This window comes from Pseudomonas lalkuanensis, assembly GCF_008807375.1.
GTDB lineage: Bacteria > Pseudomonadota > Gammaproteobacteria > Pseudomonadales > Pseudomonadaceae > Metapseudomonas > Metapseudomonas lalkuanensis.
This window is the reverse complement of record NZ_CP043311.1, coordinates 1,544,661-1,560,408: the sequence shown is the minus strand read 5'-3', so window position 1 is coordinate 1,560,408 and position 15,748 is coordinate 1,544,661. Positions and strand designations below refer to the sequence as shown.

Genomic DNA, 15,748 nt, shown 5'->3' with positions numbered 1-15,748 from the left:
CGCCGCTGCCGAGGGCGTCGTCGTTGCCGATAGCCAGGGTGCCGCCGTTGAGCGCGATGGCGCCCGAGTAGCCGGCCTCGTTTCCGCTACTGGTCAGCGTCAGTGTGCCGGCGCCAGTCTTGGTCAGCGTGGCGCTGCCGGCCAGCGTGCTGGCGATCGTGGCGGTGTCGGTCAGGCCGTTGTTGACGGTGAAGGCGCCGCCCAGCGTGATGGTGCTGCCAGTGATGACCAGGCCGTTGGCGCCGTCGAGGTCGAGGGTGTCGCCCGCGCCGCTGGTGATGCCGCTGCCGAGGGTGATGGTGCTGTTATCGGCCAGTACCACGCGAATCGTGTCGGCGCCACCCTGGGCCGCGCCGCGAGCCAGCGCTTCGCGCAGGCTGAAGCCGTCGGCCGCGTCGCCGCCGGCATCGTCGTTACTCTGGTCGACGTAGATGGTCGAGCAGGTCAGCGTGACGTCACTGTTGACTGTGGAGCCCTGCCTATCGGTGAGTGCGAAACGGATGTTCGCGTCGCCGTAGGGTGTGGCGTTGTTGTAGCTGATGTTACGCACCACGTCCTGCACCAGCGCGGTGGACGCCGGAAGGCTGCTGCCGGTGAAGGTGATGGTCAGCACGCCGCCGACGTAGTTGTAGGTCGCGAAGGTGAGTCCGGCGAACTGCAGGTCGCCGCTGGAGGCGGTGCCGCTGACGCTGAAGTTGGCGTTGCTCAGGTCGAAACCGAACAGGTCGTTGGCGCTCGGGTCGGCGCTACCGCCGGTATAACGCTGCACCACCAGGCTGCCGCCGTTCCAGTTCGCCAGGTCGTCTTCGGCGTCGCTGACCACAGCGTTGCCGCCAGCGTCGAGCACCACCGTGGTGCCGGCGGTATAGGGCGTGCTGTCGCCGTCGAGACCGGTCACCACCGGAATGCTGTTGGTTGGTGCCGTCAGGGTGAAGTCGTTGCCGGTGTCGCCGACGTAGCTGGCAGTCAGCACGGTACTGTTGCCGCCGGCGGTCAGGGTGCCGCCTTCGGCGAGGCCACTGAAGTTGCCGGTCACGCTGTCGCTGAGATCGTTGTCGATCAGGGTGTAGACATCGCCGAGGCCGGGCGCGTAGCCATGGGTTACGGCCAAGGTGGCGCCGGAAACGTTCACTGTGCCATTGACCACCACCTGGTCGTACTGGGTACCGGCCGTGGTGCCGTTGATCTCGACCGCCAGGGTGCTGCCCGCGCTCATCACCAGGTTGCCGTTCACCGTCAGGGTGCCGGCGCTGTTGCCCGGCGACAGGGTGCCGCCGTTCTGGACCGTCACATTGCCACCCAGGATGCCGCTACCGGCCAGCGTGGCGCCGCTGCCCACGATGGTCGCACTGGCAGTGCTGCCGTTTACCGACAAGGTACCGGCGGAAACGGTGGTGGTGCCCGAATAGTTGTTGCCTCCCGCCAGGGTCAGCGTGCCGCTGCCGGTCTTGGTCAGGGCGCCGCCGCCACTGATCGTGCCACTCAGGCTGACGGCCAGGCCGGAGCCCACCGAAACGCTGCCGGCGCTCGCGCCCAGGGTGATTGCATTGTCGACGGTACCGGCGCTGGTGACCGACAGCGTGCCGTCGTTCAGCTGCAGGGTTCCGCTGCCCAGGTTGGCGTCGCCGGCGATCGAAACGGTGCCGCCGCTCAACACCTGCATCCCCCAGCCCTGTCCGCTGTTGGTGCCGGACAACGTGAAGGTGCCGCCGCCATCCAGCGTCAGGGTGCCGGAGCCGGTGATGGCGCCGGAGAAAGTGCTGCTGGTGCCATTGATGCCGATCGTCAGCGCGGAGGTGCCGAGGGCCACGGTACCGGCGCCGGACAAGGCGTCGATGGTTTCGCCGGCCGCGACGGTCAGGGTCGCGCCGGACGCCACCGTCACCGACGTGTTGTCATCCAGCGCGCCGCCGGCGCGGTTGACCGTCAGTCCGCCCGCCGACACGTTGGTGGCGCCGGTGTAGCTGTTGTTGCCGGTCAGCGTCAGCGTGCCGCTGCCCTGCTTGGTGATGCCGAACCCCGAGCCGGAGATCACACCGGCATAGGTGGTGCTGGTGTTGTCGCCGCCCGTGGTCAACCGTGCGTTGAGGACCACGCTGCCGCTGCCTGCCAGGGAGCCGATGGTCTCATCGCTGGACAGGGTCAGGGTGGTGCCGGCCGATTGCGTCACCGAGCTGTTGTTGCCGAGCGCCGAGCCGCCGGTCAGGGTCAGGCCGCCGGCGGTGAGGTTGACGGCACCGCTGTGGGTGTTGCTCCCGGACAGGGTCAGCGTGCCGGCGCCGGACTTGGTCAGGGTGCCGCTGCCGCTGAGGGTGCCGCTGAGAGTGGCATTGGCGCTGGTGGAAATGGCCGAGGCGGAGGCCAGTGCGATCGCGTTGTCGATCGTGGCGGCGTTGGTGATGCCCAGGGTGCCGCCGTTCAGCGTGACCTGACCGGAACCCAGGTGGTCGTCGTTGGCGATCGACAAGGTGCCGCCGGTGATGGTGGTGCCGCCGGTGTGCCCCGCCTCGTTGGCGCTGTTGGTCAGGACCAGCGTGCCGGAGTCGGTCTTGTTCAAGTTGAACGCCCCATCCAGGGCGCCGCTGAGAGTCAGTGTGCTGCCAGAGGCCGCGCTGATGTCGGCAGCGCCCGTCAGCGTCACCGTGCCGCTTACGGTCGTGCTGCCACTGACCAGGTGCAGCGCGCCGTAGTTGACGGCGGACACCGTCTTGCCACTGCCGGTGATACTGAAGGACTCGGCTACGGTGAGCGCTCCGGCCAGGCGCACGGTAGAGCCGTCGGCGACCGTGGTGGAGCCGGCGGTAGTGCCAAGCGCGTTGGCGTGGCTCGCGATCAGGGTGCCCGTCACGTTGGTGGCGCCGGTGTAGCTGTTGTTGCCGCTCAGTTCCAGGATGGCCTGGCCATTCTTGGTCAGGCTACCGCTGCCCGAGATCGTGCCGGACAGCACGACCGTGGTGGCGCCACCGCCTCCGCCGATGTTGAAGGTGCCGCCGGCCGCGCCCAACACGATGGCATTGTCGATGGTCATCGCGGTGGCGTTGTTGGTCAGGGTGCCGCCATTCAAGGTCAGGGTGCCGGAGGACAGGTGATCGTCGCTCTGCACCTGCAAGGTACCGCCACTGACCGTGATGCCGCCGGACATGTTGGCTTCGTTGCTGACGCTGCTCAGGGCTAGCGTGCCGCCGCCGGCCTTGCTCAGTGAACCGCTGCCGCCAAGCGTGGCGGCAATGGTGACGGTGCCGGTGGAATTGGTGAAGCCCAGCGTGGTGCCGCCGCCCAGGGTGATGGTGTTGCCGCCGTTGATGGTGAGGCCCGAGGCCGAATCGGCGTTGAGGATCAGGCTTTCGTTGATGGCCAGGTTACCGGCCAGCGATACGGCGCTGTTGAAATTGCTGCCGAAAACCAGCGTCTGGCTGCCCGTGGCGTCTTGAGCGGCAATCGCCACCGCCTCGCTGAAGCTCACGCCGTTAGTCGCGTCGATCGTGGCGGTGTCGGTGGTGTTGGTGATGTAGATGGTGTCGCTGGTGACCGTGGTATTGGCCGTGGCGCTGGAGGTGCCGTCGCTCAGGGTGAAACGCACCGTAGCATCGCCGGCCGGGGTGTCGCTGCGGTAAGTGATATGCCGCGCCACGTCATTGACCAGCGCCGTGGTGGCTATTGCGCTGCTACTGGTGAAGGTGATGGTCAGCACACCGCCGGTGTTGGTGTAGGTCGCAAAGGTCTGACCACCGGCTTGCAGGTTGCCGCTCGCACTGTTGCCGCTGACGGTGAACAGCGCCGAGGAATTGAAGCCGAAGTCATCACTGGACACCGCGCCGCTGGGACGCTGCAGGGTCAGGCTGGCGCCGGCCCAGTTGCCGTTACCGCCGTTGAGTGCACCGAATTCAGCGTCCGCCAGCGTGGCATTGCCGCCGGCGTCCAGCGTCACGCTACTGCCAATGCCAGCCCAGGCCACGCTGTCGCCATTGACGTTGCCGAGGGTCGGCGCGGCATTGGCGGGTGAAGTCGTGAAGCTGAGGAAGTCCATGTTGGCGGGCGAACCCTGGAAGGCGCCCGTATCAACAAAACGTATGGTGAAGGACGTGATGTTCGCCAGGTTGGTGTTGATGACGATGGACTGGTTGGCCTGGTTGCCAATCAGGACGCTGGTGACCTTGGCGCCATAGTTGCCGGTGGGGTAGATCTCGAACTGGTAATCGTTGTTGTCGTTGAAAGGTCGGACGGTGATGCTGTCAAGATTGAACGGCCCGCCGCTGCTGCTGATGGTGAATTCGACGGGAGCCGTGTTGAAGGCATTCGTATCGACGAAGAAATAGATGCCAGTACCGTCGCTTTGAAGGTCCCCAGCGGTCTGGTTGTCCGAGTAGCTCCATTCATCAGCACCGTTGACCAGCCAGGTCGAATTGAGTGAAACAGTGGCCAGCAGGTTGTCATAGCCGGGCGCCGCATCCTGCCAGAGCGACGCTGTTTCAAGGCTGCCCACCGCTGCTTCGAGATTCCAGTCCCCGCCTTTGACCAGCTCCCCGGTGGCATCGCTGGATGCCGCCACATCGGCCGCCGTGAGGCTGGCGATCTGCTGGATCAGGGTCTGGCCGGAACCCTTGGCCACATCGCAGCCGTAGATCAGGATATCGCCGTCCGACTTCAGTGAATCGCCGATGGCGGCCAGGTCGTCCGCACGCAGCTGGACGCTGCCCATGTCCAGCACCGAAGTACCGAGCAGCACCTGCCCTTCCGAGCCATGGCTGATGATATGGATGGCATCGATGCCACTGCGGCCGTCCAGGTAGTCGGCGATCTGCTGCAGGCCATCCTTGCTGCTATCCAGAACCACCACTTCGGTGCCCGGTTTGATGGCCGCAACCAGCTTCTGGAAGTCCTTGACGCCGTTATCGACGAACACCACTTCCTGGCGCTGGTCGCCGGTGCCTCCAGTGGGTGTGGCGGCCAGGCCGTCATGGGACGAACTCTCGGCCGCAGCGGTGTCCTGCGCATCAGGAACGTCGGTGGGCTGGCTCGCCGCGGTATCGGCAACGGTGGCGGCGACGGCACCGTCGAACATCATGCGAGGTTCGAGGGGCAGAGCCAGGGGAGAACGGACTTCGGCCTGGGACGGGCGGCCGGATACTTTATTCTTGTTCGACCAGAACATGCTGTGCGCTCCCTGTCGGTGACTCTGCACTGCCTGATTAGTCCGACGATGTTATTTGCTTTTTCCTACTCTGAAAATGGCTTTCAGCCATCAACCTGCCATCAATGACCAAGAAGTCTTAAACAGCCCGGCCTTACTTCGTTTGGGTCACAGAATCGACGTTTCCATGTGCTAAAGAACATGAGACGAGAGGAAATTTCGTCTATTGTTCACCGCGCGCAGGGAAGTGCCATTCTATTGCCAGTACTTCCTTGCCTATTCCAATAAAGCCTCACACACGCAAGGAAGGAATCAGTCTCATGAGTGACCAGTCCTATCTCGGCTCCATCAGCGGTTGGGCCCCCAATTTCGCTCCCCGTGGCTGGGCGTTCTGCCAGGGGCAGACCATCTCCATCTCTCAATACAGCGCCCTGTTCTCGCTCCTCGGCACCGTCTATGGTGGTAACGGTCAGACCACCTTCTGCCTGCCGAACCTGCAAGGTCGCGTGCCCGTCGGCGCCGGCCAGTCCATCGGCACCTCCCTGTACAGCCTGGGCGAGATGGCCGGCACCGAGTCGGTGACCCTGACCACCGCGCAGATGCCCGCCCACACCCACGTCGCTACCGCGACCGCCACCGCCTCCCTGCCCGCCAGCACCGCAGCGGCGACTTCGGCAACACCGGCAGCGGACAGCGTGCTTGCCGCCGCAAATGGCGCCTCGGGCCGCACGCCCGTGGACGTGAAGATCTACGCCCCGGCCCCCGGTTCGGTGAACCTGCCCCTGACCAGCGCGGCCACCGTCAGCGTCCAGGCTGCCGGCAGTAGCCAGCCTTTCTCCATTCTGCAGCCGTTCACCGTGATCAATTACATCATCTGCATGGAAGGGGTCTTCCCCTCCCGCAACTGACGGCGCGAGGACTCACGAATGGATATCGAAAGTTACCTCGGTGTGATCGCGCCCTTCGCCGGCAACTTCGCACCACGGAACTGGATGACCTGCAGCGGCCAGTTGTTGTCGATCCAGCAGAACCAGGCGCTGTTCGCCCTGCTGGGCGTCGCCTATGGCGGCAACGGCGTCCAGACCTTCGGCCTGCCCAACCTCAACGGACGGGCAGCGGTCGGGCAAAGCGCTCAATATCCGCTCGGCCAGACGGCCGGCTCGGAAAACGTCACGCTGACCACACTCAACCTGCCCGTCCACACCCACGGCGCCACCGCCGAAGCGACTGTGGTGCTGCAGTCGTCCACTACGGCGGCCGCCTCCGAGCAGCCTGCGGCAGACGCCACCCTGGCCCAGGCGCAAGGTAGCTCGGGCCGTACCGGTGTGACCGTGCAGATCTACGCTCCGGCGCCGGGAAGCGTCGAACTGCCCGTGCAGGCGAGTCTCCAGGTAACGCTAGAGCTCAATGGTCAGAACCTGCCCACCGGCGTGGTGCAGCCGTTCCTGGCACTGACCCAGTGCATCTGCACCCAGGGTGTATTCCCGAGCCGCAACTGACCCGGACTGCCCACTACCAGGCCTAGTTGAACTGGGCCTGGTAGTGGCGCTGACCGTCGAGGGGAGAAACGATCGGGCTGAGGTGCAGCAGATATTCCTTTCCGCTGGCGCTCTTCAGGCGGTATTGCGCTTCCAGCAGGAGTACGCTCATCGGCGTGGTGAAGATCAGCGAGAACGGCGTGCGGAATCCCGGATTGGGAGCACTGCCTTCCACCAGCCTCAGCAAGGTCAGCTGCACAGGTTCGGGCACCGTCTCGGCGGTGAAGACCTGGCCAACCTCGGAGGCGAACATCTTTGCGGTAAGGCCCTGGGTTTCGATGAACATCTGGTCACTCCCTGATCGTTAGGAATTCAGGCACGGGCCTGAGCGGTAGAGGAAAGTACAGCAGCGCATGATCGAGATAAAGACGCCTGAAGTTCTAACCAAGCGGGCAGCCAGTGCGGCCGACGAGCCCTGGATGCGTCAGCTCTTCGCCCAGTTGCGCGGGCTGGACCCGGCCATGATCGCCGCCTGCCCCGGCCTCCTCGAACAGCAATGGCAGCTCCAGCAGCGAGCCTTCGCCAGCCACTATCCCGAGGCCCGCACGGAACTGGTGCTGCTGGACGACGCGCCCATCGGACTCATTACCCTTCATGAAGGCGCCAGCACGATACGCGTGCTGGAAATCGGCCTGGAGGCCCGTTACCGGGGGCACGGCTACGGCCAACGGCTGCTGGGCGATCTCACCCGCCACGCAGACCGGCAATGCAAAGCGCTGGAGCTGGCGGTCATGGGGCACAACCCGGCGATCCGCCTCTACCAGCGCCTGGGATTCCGCACCCTGCCAGCAAGCGCGGACCAGGTTCAGCTGCAAATGCGCCGCGACCCCGTTCAGCGCGACTGATCCAGGCGCAGCGCCTCCAGTGCCCGGTAAGGCCCTTCCGCCCAGCGTGACACCGCATCGCACAGGGCGGCCGGGGCCGAATCGCGCTTGCGCTGTGCGTCCGCCGCGAACGTCTCGCCTGGCCGCTTGGCATTCTGCCGGCTGGCGGCCATGACCACCTCCAGCTGATCCGGAGCCAGCCGCAACGGTTCGCGCAGCTGGCCCACCACAGCGTGGGGCAGCTCGCTGTAATTGAGCGCCAGCCCGCCGTATTCCCGGCACATGACGGCCGCCTGCTCCAGCAGGCGGCCCAGCCGCCGGGCGATGTAAGCCTCGCGTGGCACCGTGGCCTCCCCCGCCTCGTTCAGCGGTGAAACCCCGAGCTGTCCGGGAATCATGTGCATGCCGGGCATCAACAGGTGCGACGCGGCGATCTCCAGGGGATCGCGATAGAGGAACACCCACGGCGTATCCGGGAAGCAGCGTCGCAGGATGGGCAATTCGAACAGGTTCCAGGCATCCAGCTTGACCACCAGATGCTTCGCCGAAGGCGTGGGGGCCTGACCCAATGCCGACAGCATCGCGACCACGCCGGCCTCCTGGGCACAGCCGACGAGACCATCCCGATAGTGGCCGCGCAGCAGGCTGTCCAGAGGCGGAGGCTCGGACAGGACCACATGGCTGTCCAGGCTGGCCAGCATCTGCGCGATCAGGGTCGAGCCGCAGCGGGAGGCATGAAAAATGAAGGCAGCTGGCGCCAGGCCGGGGCTCGCGGCCCACCAGTCCAGCAGCGCCTGGAGGCTGCTCTCGCGCCGAAACGCCTGGTTGAAGGGCAGGCGCAGGGCCTGGTCCACGTCGTCGCGAAAGAAGGGCCGGGTCAACCGCTGCTCGCCAAACCAGCACCAGTCCACCCGCCACACGCCCTCGTGCTGCCAGGTTCGGATGGGCAGCCAGCCGATGAAATCGTCCGGGTTCATGCTCGCCATTGATCGTTCCATGCCTGCTTGCCCTGGCGCATCGCGGCCCGGACTTCCGCTTCAGAAAAATACAGGTCGTGCTCGGCGCCCAGGGCAACTGCCGCACGCTGAAATTCACCCACGTCGGTCAGCTCGCGCAGGCGCCAGGCCAGCTGCGCATCCTGCTCCACGAGTTCGCGGAACCGCGCGAAGGCCTGCTCCGCCCTCCCTGGCCGCAGCGCGGGTGTGTCAGGCAGGCCCTGTTCGATGAGCCCAAGCAGCCAAGCGTTGGGCTGGCAATCCAGCACCAGGTGAATGCGCTCGCCCGGCCCGGGGTTATCCACACGATGCGGGCGCGACAGATCGAGGAACCAGCACTGCCCCGGCTGCATGGGCACTTGCAGACCATCGACGAGGAACTCAACCCCTGCCGGGCTCAGCAGCGGCACATGCAGGCGCAGGTCGCTGCCCGGCATGCCAAGGTCAGGGTCGCAGTGTTCGTGGATGCGCGAGCCCGGCCCCAGGCGCAGCAGGCGCGCACTGCGCACGGTGGTGTGGAAGGCATCCAGCAGATCGTTCCAGGCGGCCTCCCGTTGCCACCAGCCACTGCGAACCGGCGTGCCCTGGCCGGGAGCCAGTGGCAGCGGCGCATCGTCCGGAGCGACCAGGGCGACACCGCTCCAGTCGCCCTCGTAATAGCCGGTATTGAAGTGGCCCTGCCACGCGGATTCGTCGATTCGCCCCAGGGCGTCCAGCAGGGGCGCCAACTCGAACCGCAGAGGCAGGCGCGAACAGATCGGTAGTGGAGGCGTCGCCATTCAATCGTCCTTGTTTCCGGCTGTTGTTCAGAAACCGCTTTCCCTCACACCCAGCGCCGCCAATCGGCGCCAGGCGAAACCGAGGACCGACTGCCCTTCCCCATCCAGCACCACCACGCCGCGCAGGGGCTGGGCCGGGTGGATGGCGTCGTCCAGCAGGCTCAGGCGCACGCCGTACTGGGCCTGCACCGGCTCGGCGCGGTGCTGGGCATCGCGGCGCACGGCGATGGGGCCGTGATGGTCGGAACTGAGCGCTTCCAGCTCCAGATAGGCGACGCCGGTGGCATCCACCTCGTCCAGCCGTACCGGAATCGCGGGGCGCGCCGGGTCGTCGGCGATGAAGCGGCCCTGCGCTCCCGGCTGCACGCGCCAGAGATACTCTTCGGCCAGGTAGCCGCGCAGTCGCTGGCCCGGCTCCACCACTCGCGCCAGCACTTCCTGGGGGTTTAGCCAACGTCCAACCGTGAGGTCGGGCAGCAGGTCACGCACGACGCCGGCCTGGGGTGCGCGCAGTTGCAGGCGCTCGCGTTGGGCGGCCAGGCCGCGGTACTCGGCCACGGCCTCGGCCAGTCGCTGTTCGAGGATGCCTGCGTCGGCGGCGGTCTCACTGCGCCCGGCCTGGCGGCGCAGCTGCAATTGGAGGATTTCGATTTCGCGGCGAACGATGGACTGGCGCGAATCCAGGTCAGGGGATTCCAGTTCCAGCAGCAGCGTACCCCGCTCCACCGCCTGGCCATCCTTCACCTGCAACGTCTTCAATCTTGCCGCCACCGGAGCATGCAGTGCGGTGGCACGGGAGGCCTCCAGCAGCGCGGGGACCTCGACCGAACTGCGCCACGGCAACACCATCAGGGCCAGCAGCACCAGGAGTCCACCGCCGGTCAGCAGTACCTTGCGCGGGTTCGTCTGGTCGCGGCGCTGCCACCACTCCAGCAGCTCCTTCCAGATCGGCAGGCCGATGAACCAGACCAGCTCCACCAGCATCAGGAAGATGCCCAGCACCTTGAAGAACAGGTGATACACCGCCAGCGCAATGCCGAAGAACAGCACCGCACGCCACAGCCAGGAGCCGTAGCCCCAGATCAGCAGACGCCTGGCCATGGCCGGCGACCAGGGCTCCGGCGCCGGCTCGCCATAGCCGAACAGCGCTTCGCGCAGGCGCCAGCGGCACAGGGCGAAGGCCCGCGTCTGCAAGTTATCCACACCCCAGAGGTCGGTGAGCAGGAAGTAGCCGTCGAAACGCATGAAGGGGTTGAGGTTGATCAGCAGCGTGGTAATCCAGGTGGCGCTGGCCAGCATGAAGGCCGAGGTGCGCAGCGGGCCATCCGGCAACAGCGACCAGGCCAGCAGCGCCAGTACCGCCAATACCAGTTCGGCGAGCACGCCGCCGGCGCCGATCAGCAATCGCGAGCGCCGGTCATTGACCCGCCAGGCATCGCTGACATCGGTGTAGAACATCGGCAGCAGCACCATGAAGGCCAGGCCCATGCTCTGCACCCGGCAGCCAGCGCGCTTGGCCATGAAGGCATGGCCGAACTCGTGGCAGAGCTTGGCGAAGGTCAGGGCCACACCAAAGGCCATCGCTCCACCAAGGCTGAACAGGTGCGGGAAGGTGGCGATGAAGCGCTGCCAGTCTCGCGCCACCAGGAACAGGCCGAGGGCGAATACCAGCGGCAGGCCCCAGCGCAGCATCCACGGGCCGTTGCGCTCCAGCACAGGCCAGGCGCGATTGAGGAAGGCGTCCGGGCGCCACAGCGGAATGCGGAAGAACAGGTACTGGTGCAGCACCCGCTTGCCCAGGCTCTGTTGCTGGGCGGCGGACTTCATCGCGAAGCTGGCGCGCTGTTCCTCATCCGAAGCGGCGATCAGGTCATGCCCTCGCAGAAAACGCAGCATTTCGTCCAGTTCAGCACCGCCCAGGGGCAACCCCGGCTCGGCGTTGGCGGCCTCCAGCACCCGTTGTGGATCGCTCAGTGCCCAGTGGCGCAGCAGACGCACGGCGGCGGCACCCAGCTTGAAGTAGCGGCCGCGCAAGGGATCGGCCAGGGTCCATTGCGGCGCGCCGTCCAGGCCGGGGGCGGCCGGTGACAGCTGCAGGTCGGGACGCAGCGCCGGCAGCATCAGTAGCCCAGGCTCTGACGCAGCGCGGCGAGCGGCCGGCGCAGCAGGTAATAGGCCAGCGGCGCGCGGTCGCCGAACAGCTTGGCGGTGCCGCGCAGGCCAATGCGCGGCGGCGCGTCGAGGAAGGCCGCATCGAGGCGGTAGGCCAGTTGTCCGGCGGCGGTGCCCTGGGCTTCGTATGCCGCACGTTCGAGGCGCGCGGCATGCCGGTTGAGCGGGTCGCTGTCGAGGAACAGCGCCACCTCGGCACCGGGTTGCAGGGCGATGGCATCTCCCACCGGCAGTTCAATGCGCAATTCCGCCTGGGCCGGATCGGCGATCTGCATCAGCCGCTCACCGGTCTGCACCGGCTTGCCGGTCAAGCGCTCGGCATCGGCGAACACTGCGATGCCGGCACGCTCGGCGCGCACTTCGCTACGGGCCAGGAGTTCGCGGGCGTAATCGCGTTCGGCGCGTTTCTGCTCCACCCGCGCCGCCAGCAAGTCGATCCGCGAACTGGATTCGGCATCGGCGAAGGCACGCTGGGTGTTGGCCTTGAGCTCGGCCTCGGCGACGCCCAGGGCACGCTCGGCGACGTCCGCCTGGGCCTTCAGGCTGGTGGCGTCGAAGCGCACCAGCAGGTCACCTGCGGCCACGCTCTGGTTGGGTTTGACCAGGAATTCGGCAATCACCCCATCCAGCGGCGCAGCCACCACCCGGCCGCCCAGTGGCACCACTTCGGCCGGCGCCAGCACCGACTGGCGCACCGGAATCAGGAGCAACAGGCACAGGCCACCGGCGATGGCCAGCAGCTTCTTCTTCGGCCAGCGCAGGCGCCAGGGCTTGCGCGGCTGCAGGGCCAGCCAGGCGTGGGCGTAGGTATCGCCAAGCTGGGTCAGCAGGGTCAGTTCGGCCTCGTTGAAGGGGTGTTCGCGCGCCAGCCAGAGTCCACCGAAGATTGCGCCATGGCGGTCCTTCAAGGGCACCCAGCAGGCTTGAGGGGCAGACAGCGTCTGCCAATCGGCGCGGGACTGCTCGTCGAGCAACGCGGCATCGACGCTGCAGGCCTGGTCCAGCGCACCCTGGCCAAGCAATCGCCCGGCGGCTCGCTCGACGAAGGCGACGAAGGGGGCATTGGGCTCCACCACGCTGACGCCGGTCAGTGCCTGCACCTTGCCGGCAATCAGCAGCGCCGCGTGGCGGAAGCCAAACAGCGCCTGGCCATCATTGACCATGGCAAAGGCCAGTTGCCCGGCGCTGGCCGCCTGGCGTGCCTGCTTCTCCAGCCCGAGGAAGAGCGCGAAAACACGCTCGGCTGCACCGGGCGTGGCTGCGTTCATGGCGTCTCCGGGAAATGCGCGGTGCCGCTCATGCCGGCCAGCAGGCCCTCGGCATCGGCCGGCAGGCCGCCGATCAGCAACAGGGTCTGGCTGCCTTCGTCGATCCGCGCGCCCAGCCGCTTGATAACCGCATGCAGCGGCTTGCCGGTTTCATCGGGAACGAAATCGAAGGCCTGCTCGGGCTTGAGCCGGCTCAGCCAGCGCGAAGGCACCAGCAGGTGGATTTCCAGGGTGCGGTTGTCCACCACCTCCAACAGCGGCGCACCACTGGCGACGCTCTCATGGGGCTGCACCTTGCGCGCCACCACCTGGCCGTCGAAGGGGGCCTTCACCTGGCAGCGTTGCACCTGCACCTGGTAGACCTGCGCTTCGGCCTGGGACTGGGCCTGGCGTGCCTCGGCCAGGGCCACTTCGAAGCGGCCCACCGAGTTCAGGGCGGCGAGTTGCTGCTTGTTCTTCAGTTCTTCGCGGGCGGCACGCACGGCGGAATTGGCGGCATTGAGCTGGGCCTGGTAGGCGCTGCAGTCGAAGCGCACCAGCACTTCGCCCTTCTTGAATGCCTGGCCTTCGGCATAGGGCATCTCGACGATGCGCCCGGCCAGCTCGCTGGCCAGTACCGCCTGGTTGCGCGCACGCAGCACGCCACGGGCTTCACTGCCGGAAGCGGTCGCCGCTGCAGGGGCATCGAGCAAGGGGTCCTGCGCGGGCGGCTCCTCCGCCCATACGGTAGCGACCAGCCCAACCAAGCCCAACAACGTCCACAGCGTGCGTTTCATCAAGGCCATTCCCTGGAAAGAAGTGGGCAAGAGTCTATGAGAGCTGTCGGACAATAGGAATCTGGTCCGAGGAATTATCTTGCCATCAGGCCAGACTCACCGCCGAGTGGCGGGCGGATATGCGCGACTCCCTGTGGGAGCGAATTCATTCGCGAATAAATTCGCTCCACACTGCCGTGGCCTCAGAGCATTTCCAGCGGACGCTTGCGGCGCGGCGGCGGGAAGCTCTCGTCGATCAGGGCGAGGTCGTCAGCGCTGAGCTGGAGCTTGTGGGCTTCGGCGTTCTGCTTCAGGTGCAGCGGGTCGACCGCCTTGGGAATCACGATCACCCCTTGCTGGCGCAGAGCCCAGGCCAGGGCCACCTGGGCCGAGCTGGCCTGGTGGCGGCGGGCGACTTCCCGAATCGCTTCGTTGCGCAGCAGGCTGCCGCCCTGCCCCACCGGGCAGTAGGCCATCAACGGTATGCCCTGTTGCTGCTGGAAGGGCAGCAAGTCGAACTCGATGCCGCGCGCCTCGGGGTTATAGAGCACCTGGTTGGCGGCGCAACCGGCGGGCAGTTCGTGGAGGTCGTCGAGGTCGAGGTTGGACACGCCCCAGCGAGCGATCTTGCCCTGCTCGCGCAGGCGTTCGAAGGCTTCCACGGTTTCTTCCAGCGGATGCTCGCCGCGCCAGTGCAGCAGGTAGAGATCGAGATGGTCGGTGCCCAGGCGCTTGAGACTGCGCTCGCAAGCCAGGGCGGTGCCCTTGCGGCTGGCATTCCAGGGGTAGACCTTGCTGACCAGGAAGACCTGCTCGCGCAGGCCGGCGATGGCGTCCCCCACCACCTCCTCGGCGCCGCCTTCGGCGTACATCTCGGCAGTGTCGATCAGGGTCAGCCCCAGCTCCAGCCCCTGGCGCAGCGCGGCAACTTCGCGCTTGCGCTCACTGGGCTGCTCGCCCATGTGCCAGGTGCCCTGGCCGATGGCGGGCACGCGGGTGCCGTCGGGGAAGGTGATGCTTTGCATGGCGTATTCCTCGGAAAGTCCGTTCATTCGGGATTGCCGGCAGCTGGGGCGCGATAATCCGGCAACGGACCGGACGGCTCAAGCCCAGGGGTCGTAGGAGCCGATGCTCCACAGGTGGCCTTCCGGGTCGCGGCAGGTGAATCCGCGCCCGCCATACTCCTCGTCCCTCAGTGGCAGCACGACGGTGGCGCCGGCGGCCAGGGCGCGGGCGTGCACGGCGTCGACATCCACCACCACCAGATAGATGCCCTGGGTGCCGAGCCCGCCGTTCTCGTCGGGCTGGCGCAGCAGTTGGCCATAGTCGTTATTCCGCACCGAGCCGAGCATGATCATGCCAGTGCCAAGACTGAGCTGGGCGTGGGCAATGCTGCCGTCATTCCCGGCCACCACCAGGTGTTCGACGAAGCCGAAGGTGTTGCACAGCCAGGCAATGGCCGCGGGCGCATCGCGGTAACGAAGACAGGGAATGGCAGCGGAACCGGCCATGGCGGTGACCTCCCTTTTTTGAAGAACGATGGTTTCAGCCTAGCCCGACCCGCACCAGGCGGGGCCAGGATTCCATGCTGCAATAGACCACCGCGTAATGGCGGAAGTGTCAGGTATAGCCCTGATTCCACGGACGGGAGCGGAAGTGAATCAGCGGCAGGGGCGGCTTGCCGGGGCGTTCCAGGGCGCGGGAAAGGTCCAGCTGGATTTCACTGGACGGCTGGGGAACCGGTGCCGCGAACTTGAGAATGAACTGCCAGCTCCGCCTCGGCACCCTCAGGCGGTAGTCCAGCCCGGCGGGTGACTGATCGATCGCCTGGAAGCCGTCCAGCGGGAACTGTTCGGGGTCGCGAACCATGATCAGGGAAACCTTCTCGGGCGGAAGCGGACGGCCATCCACCGTCAACACGACGCGTTCCGGGCGGAAGCGAAAATCGGCGGTGGCCGGCTGGATTTCCAATAGCAGGCGAATCCCGTCGTTCTCGTTGTAGCGGGGCTTGTCGACGGGGTCGTACATCACCGGCACCACGAACAGGATCACCTGGAAGTCGTTCTGCTGGATCTGGTTGTGCAGGTCCAGGGTGAGCGCGACATCCGCCAACTGGATACGGCCGCGTTCGTCCGCCTCCTGCCCGTCGACGACGGCCCTGCTCTCCACTCCCGAACGAAAACCCGCGCAGCCGGCCAGGAGCAGGCAACTGGTGAGAACACCTGCCAGCAGAGGGTGCCGCGCGAATGATAGACGGGTAGGAATGCGGGACATGACCACCTCCTG

General features: G+C 66.4%; 12 protein-coding genes and 1 pseudogene. 3 read left to right on the top strand and 10 right to left on the bottom strand.

Going from position 1 to position 15,748, the window contains the following annotated elements:
• Positions 1-70: 70 nt before the first annotated feature.
• Positions 71-5,062 (bottom strand): annotated as a pseudogene (locus tag FXN65_RS28600) (DUF4347 domain-containing protein); the annotation flags it as partial.
• Positions 5,063-5,451: 389 nt separating this feature from the next.
• Between FXN65_RS28600 and FXN65_RS07470 the strand changes: the two are divergent.
• A complete protein-coding gene (locus FXN65_RS07470) occupies positions 5,452-6,039 on the top strand; it encodes a phage tail protein (RefSeq protein WP_151132451.1) in 588 nt (195 codons plus the stop codon).
• Positions 6,040-6,057: 18 nt separating this feature from the next.
• Positions 6,058-6,630 (top strand): phage tail protein, encoded by a 573-nt coding sequence (locus FXN65_RS07465; RefSeq protein ID WP_151132450.1) that lies wholly within the window; start codon positions 6,058-6,060, stop codon positions 6,628-6,630.
• A 22-nt stretch (positions 6,631-6,652) separates the two neighbouring features.
• Here FXN65_RS07465 and FXN65_RS07460 read toward each other — a convergent pair whose 3' ends face one another.
• Positions 6,653-6,955, bottom strand: a complete 303-nt coding sequence (locus FXN65_RS07460; protein WP_151132449.1) for a DUF6916 family protein — start codon at positions 6,953-6,955, stop codon at positions 6,653-6,655.
• A gap of 133 nt (positions 6,956-7,088) precedes the next feature.
• Here FXN65_RS07460 and FXN65_RS07455 point away from each other — a divergent pair, with 133 nt between their 5' ends.
• Positions 7,089-7,514, top strand: a complete 426-nt coding sequence (locus FXN65_RS07455; RefSeq protein ID WP_178119282.1) for a GNAT family N-acetyltransferase — start codon at positions 7,089-7,091, stop codon at positions 7,512-7,514.
• Here FXN65_RS07455 and FXN65_RS07450 read toward each other — a convergent pair.
• The 8 genes from FXN65_RS07450 to FXN65_RS07415 form a co-directional block, all read right to left on the bottom strand.
• Positions 7,502-8,479 (bottom strand): sulfotransferase family protein, encoded by a 978-nt coding sequence (locus FXN65_RS07450; protein ID WP_151132447.1) that lies wholly within the window; start codon positions 8,477-8,479, stop codon positions 7,502-7,504. The two genes, FXN65_RS07455 and FXN65_RS07450, sit on opposite strands and share 13 nt — an antisense overlap.
• Complete coding sequence (locus tag FXN65_RS07445; RefSeq protein ID WP_151132446.1) at positions 8,467-9,267, bottom strand: aspartyl/asparaginyl beta-hydroxylase domain-containing protein; 801 nt, start codon at positions 9,265-9,267, stop codon at positions 8,467-8,469. Before FXN65_RS07445 ends, FXN65_RS07450 begins: the two co-directional genes overlap by 13 nt.
• Positions 9,268-9,294: 27 nt before the next feature.
• A complete protein-coding gene (locus FXN65_RS07440) occupies positions 9,295-11,391 on the bottom strand; it encodes an HlyD family efflux transporter periplasmic adaptor subunit (protein WP_178119427.1) in 2,097 nt (698 codons plus the stop codon).
• Positions 11,388-12,707 (bottom strand): efflux RND transporter periplasmic adaptor subunit, encoded by a 1,320-nt coding sequence (locus tag FXN65_RS07435; protein WP_151132444.1) that lies wholly within the window; start codon positions 12,705-12,707, stop codon positions 11,388-11,390. The genes FXN65_RS07440 and FXN65_RS07435 overlap by 4 nt, the downstream gene beginning before the upstream one ends.
• Positions 12,704-13,483 carry an efflux RND transporter periplasmic adaptor subunit gene (locus tag FXN65_RS07430; RefSeq protein ID WP_151132443.1) on the bottom strand — a complete coding sequence of 260 codons (780 nt, stop codon included), beginning with the start codon at positions 13,481-13,483 and terminating at the stop codon, positions 12,704-12,706. Before FXN65_RS07430 ends, FXN65_RS07435 begins: the two co-directional genes overlap by 4 nt.
• Before the next feature lie 182 nt (positions 13,484-13,665).
• Positions 13,666-14,487 carry an aldo/keto reductase gene (locus FXN65_RS07425; protein ID WP_151132442.1) on the bottom strand — a complete coding sequence of 274 codons (822 nt, stop codon included), beginning with the start codon at positions 14,485-14,487 and terminating at the stop codon, positions 13,666-13,668.
• Positions 14,488-14,565: 78 nt separating this feature from the next.
• Positions 14,566-14,973, bottom strand: a complete 408-nt coding sequence (locus tag FXN65_RS07420; RefSeq protein WP_151132441.1) for a VOC family protein — start codon at positions 14,971-14,973, stop codon at positions 14,566-14,568.
• Between the two features lie 109 nt (positions 14,974-15,082).
• Entirely contained in the window at positions 15,083-15,736 is a 654-nt protein-coding gene (locus tag FXN65_RS07415; RefSeq protein WP_151132440.1) for a hypothetical protein, read from the bottom strand.
• Between the last annotated feature and the right edge of the window lie 12 nt (positions 15,737-15,748).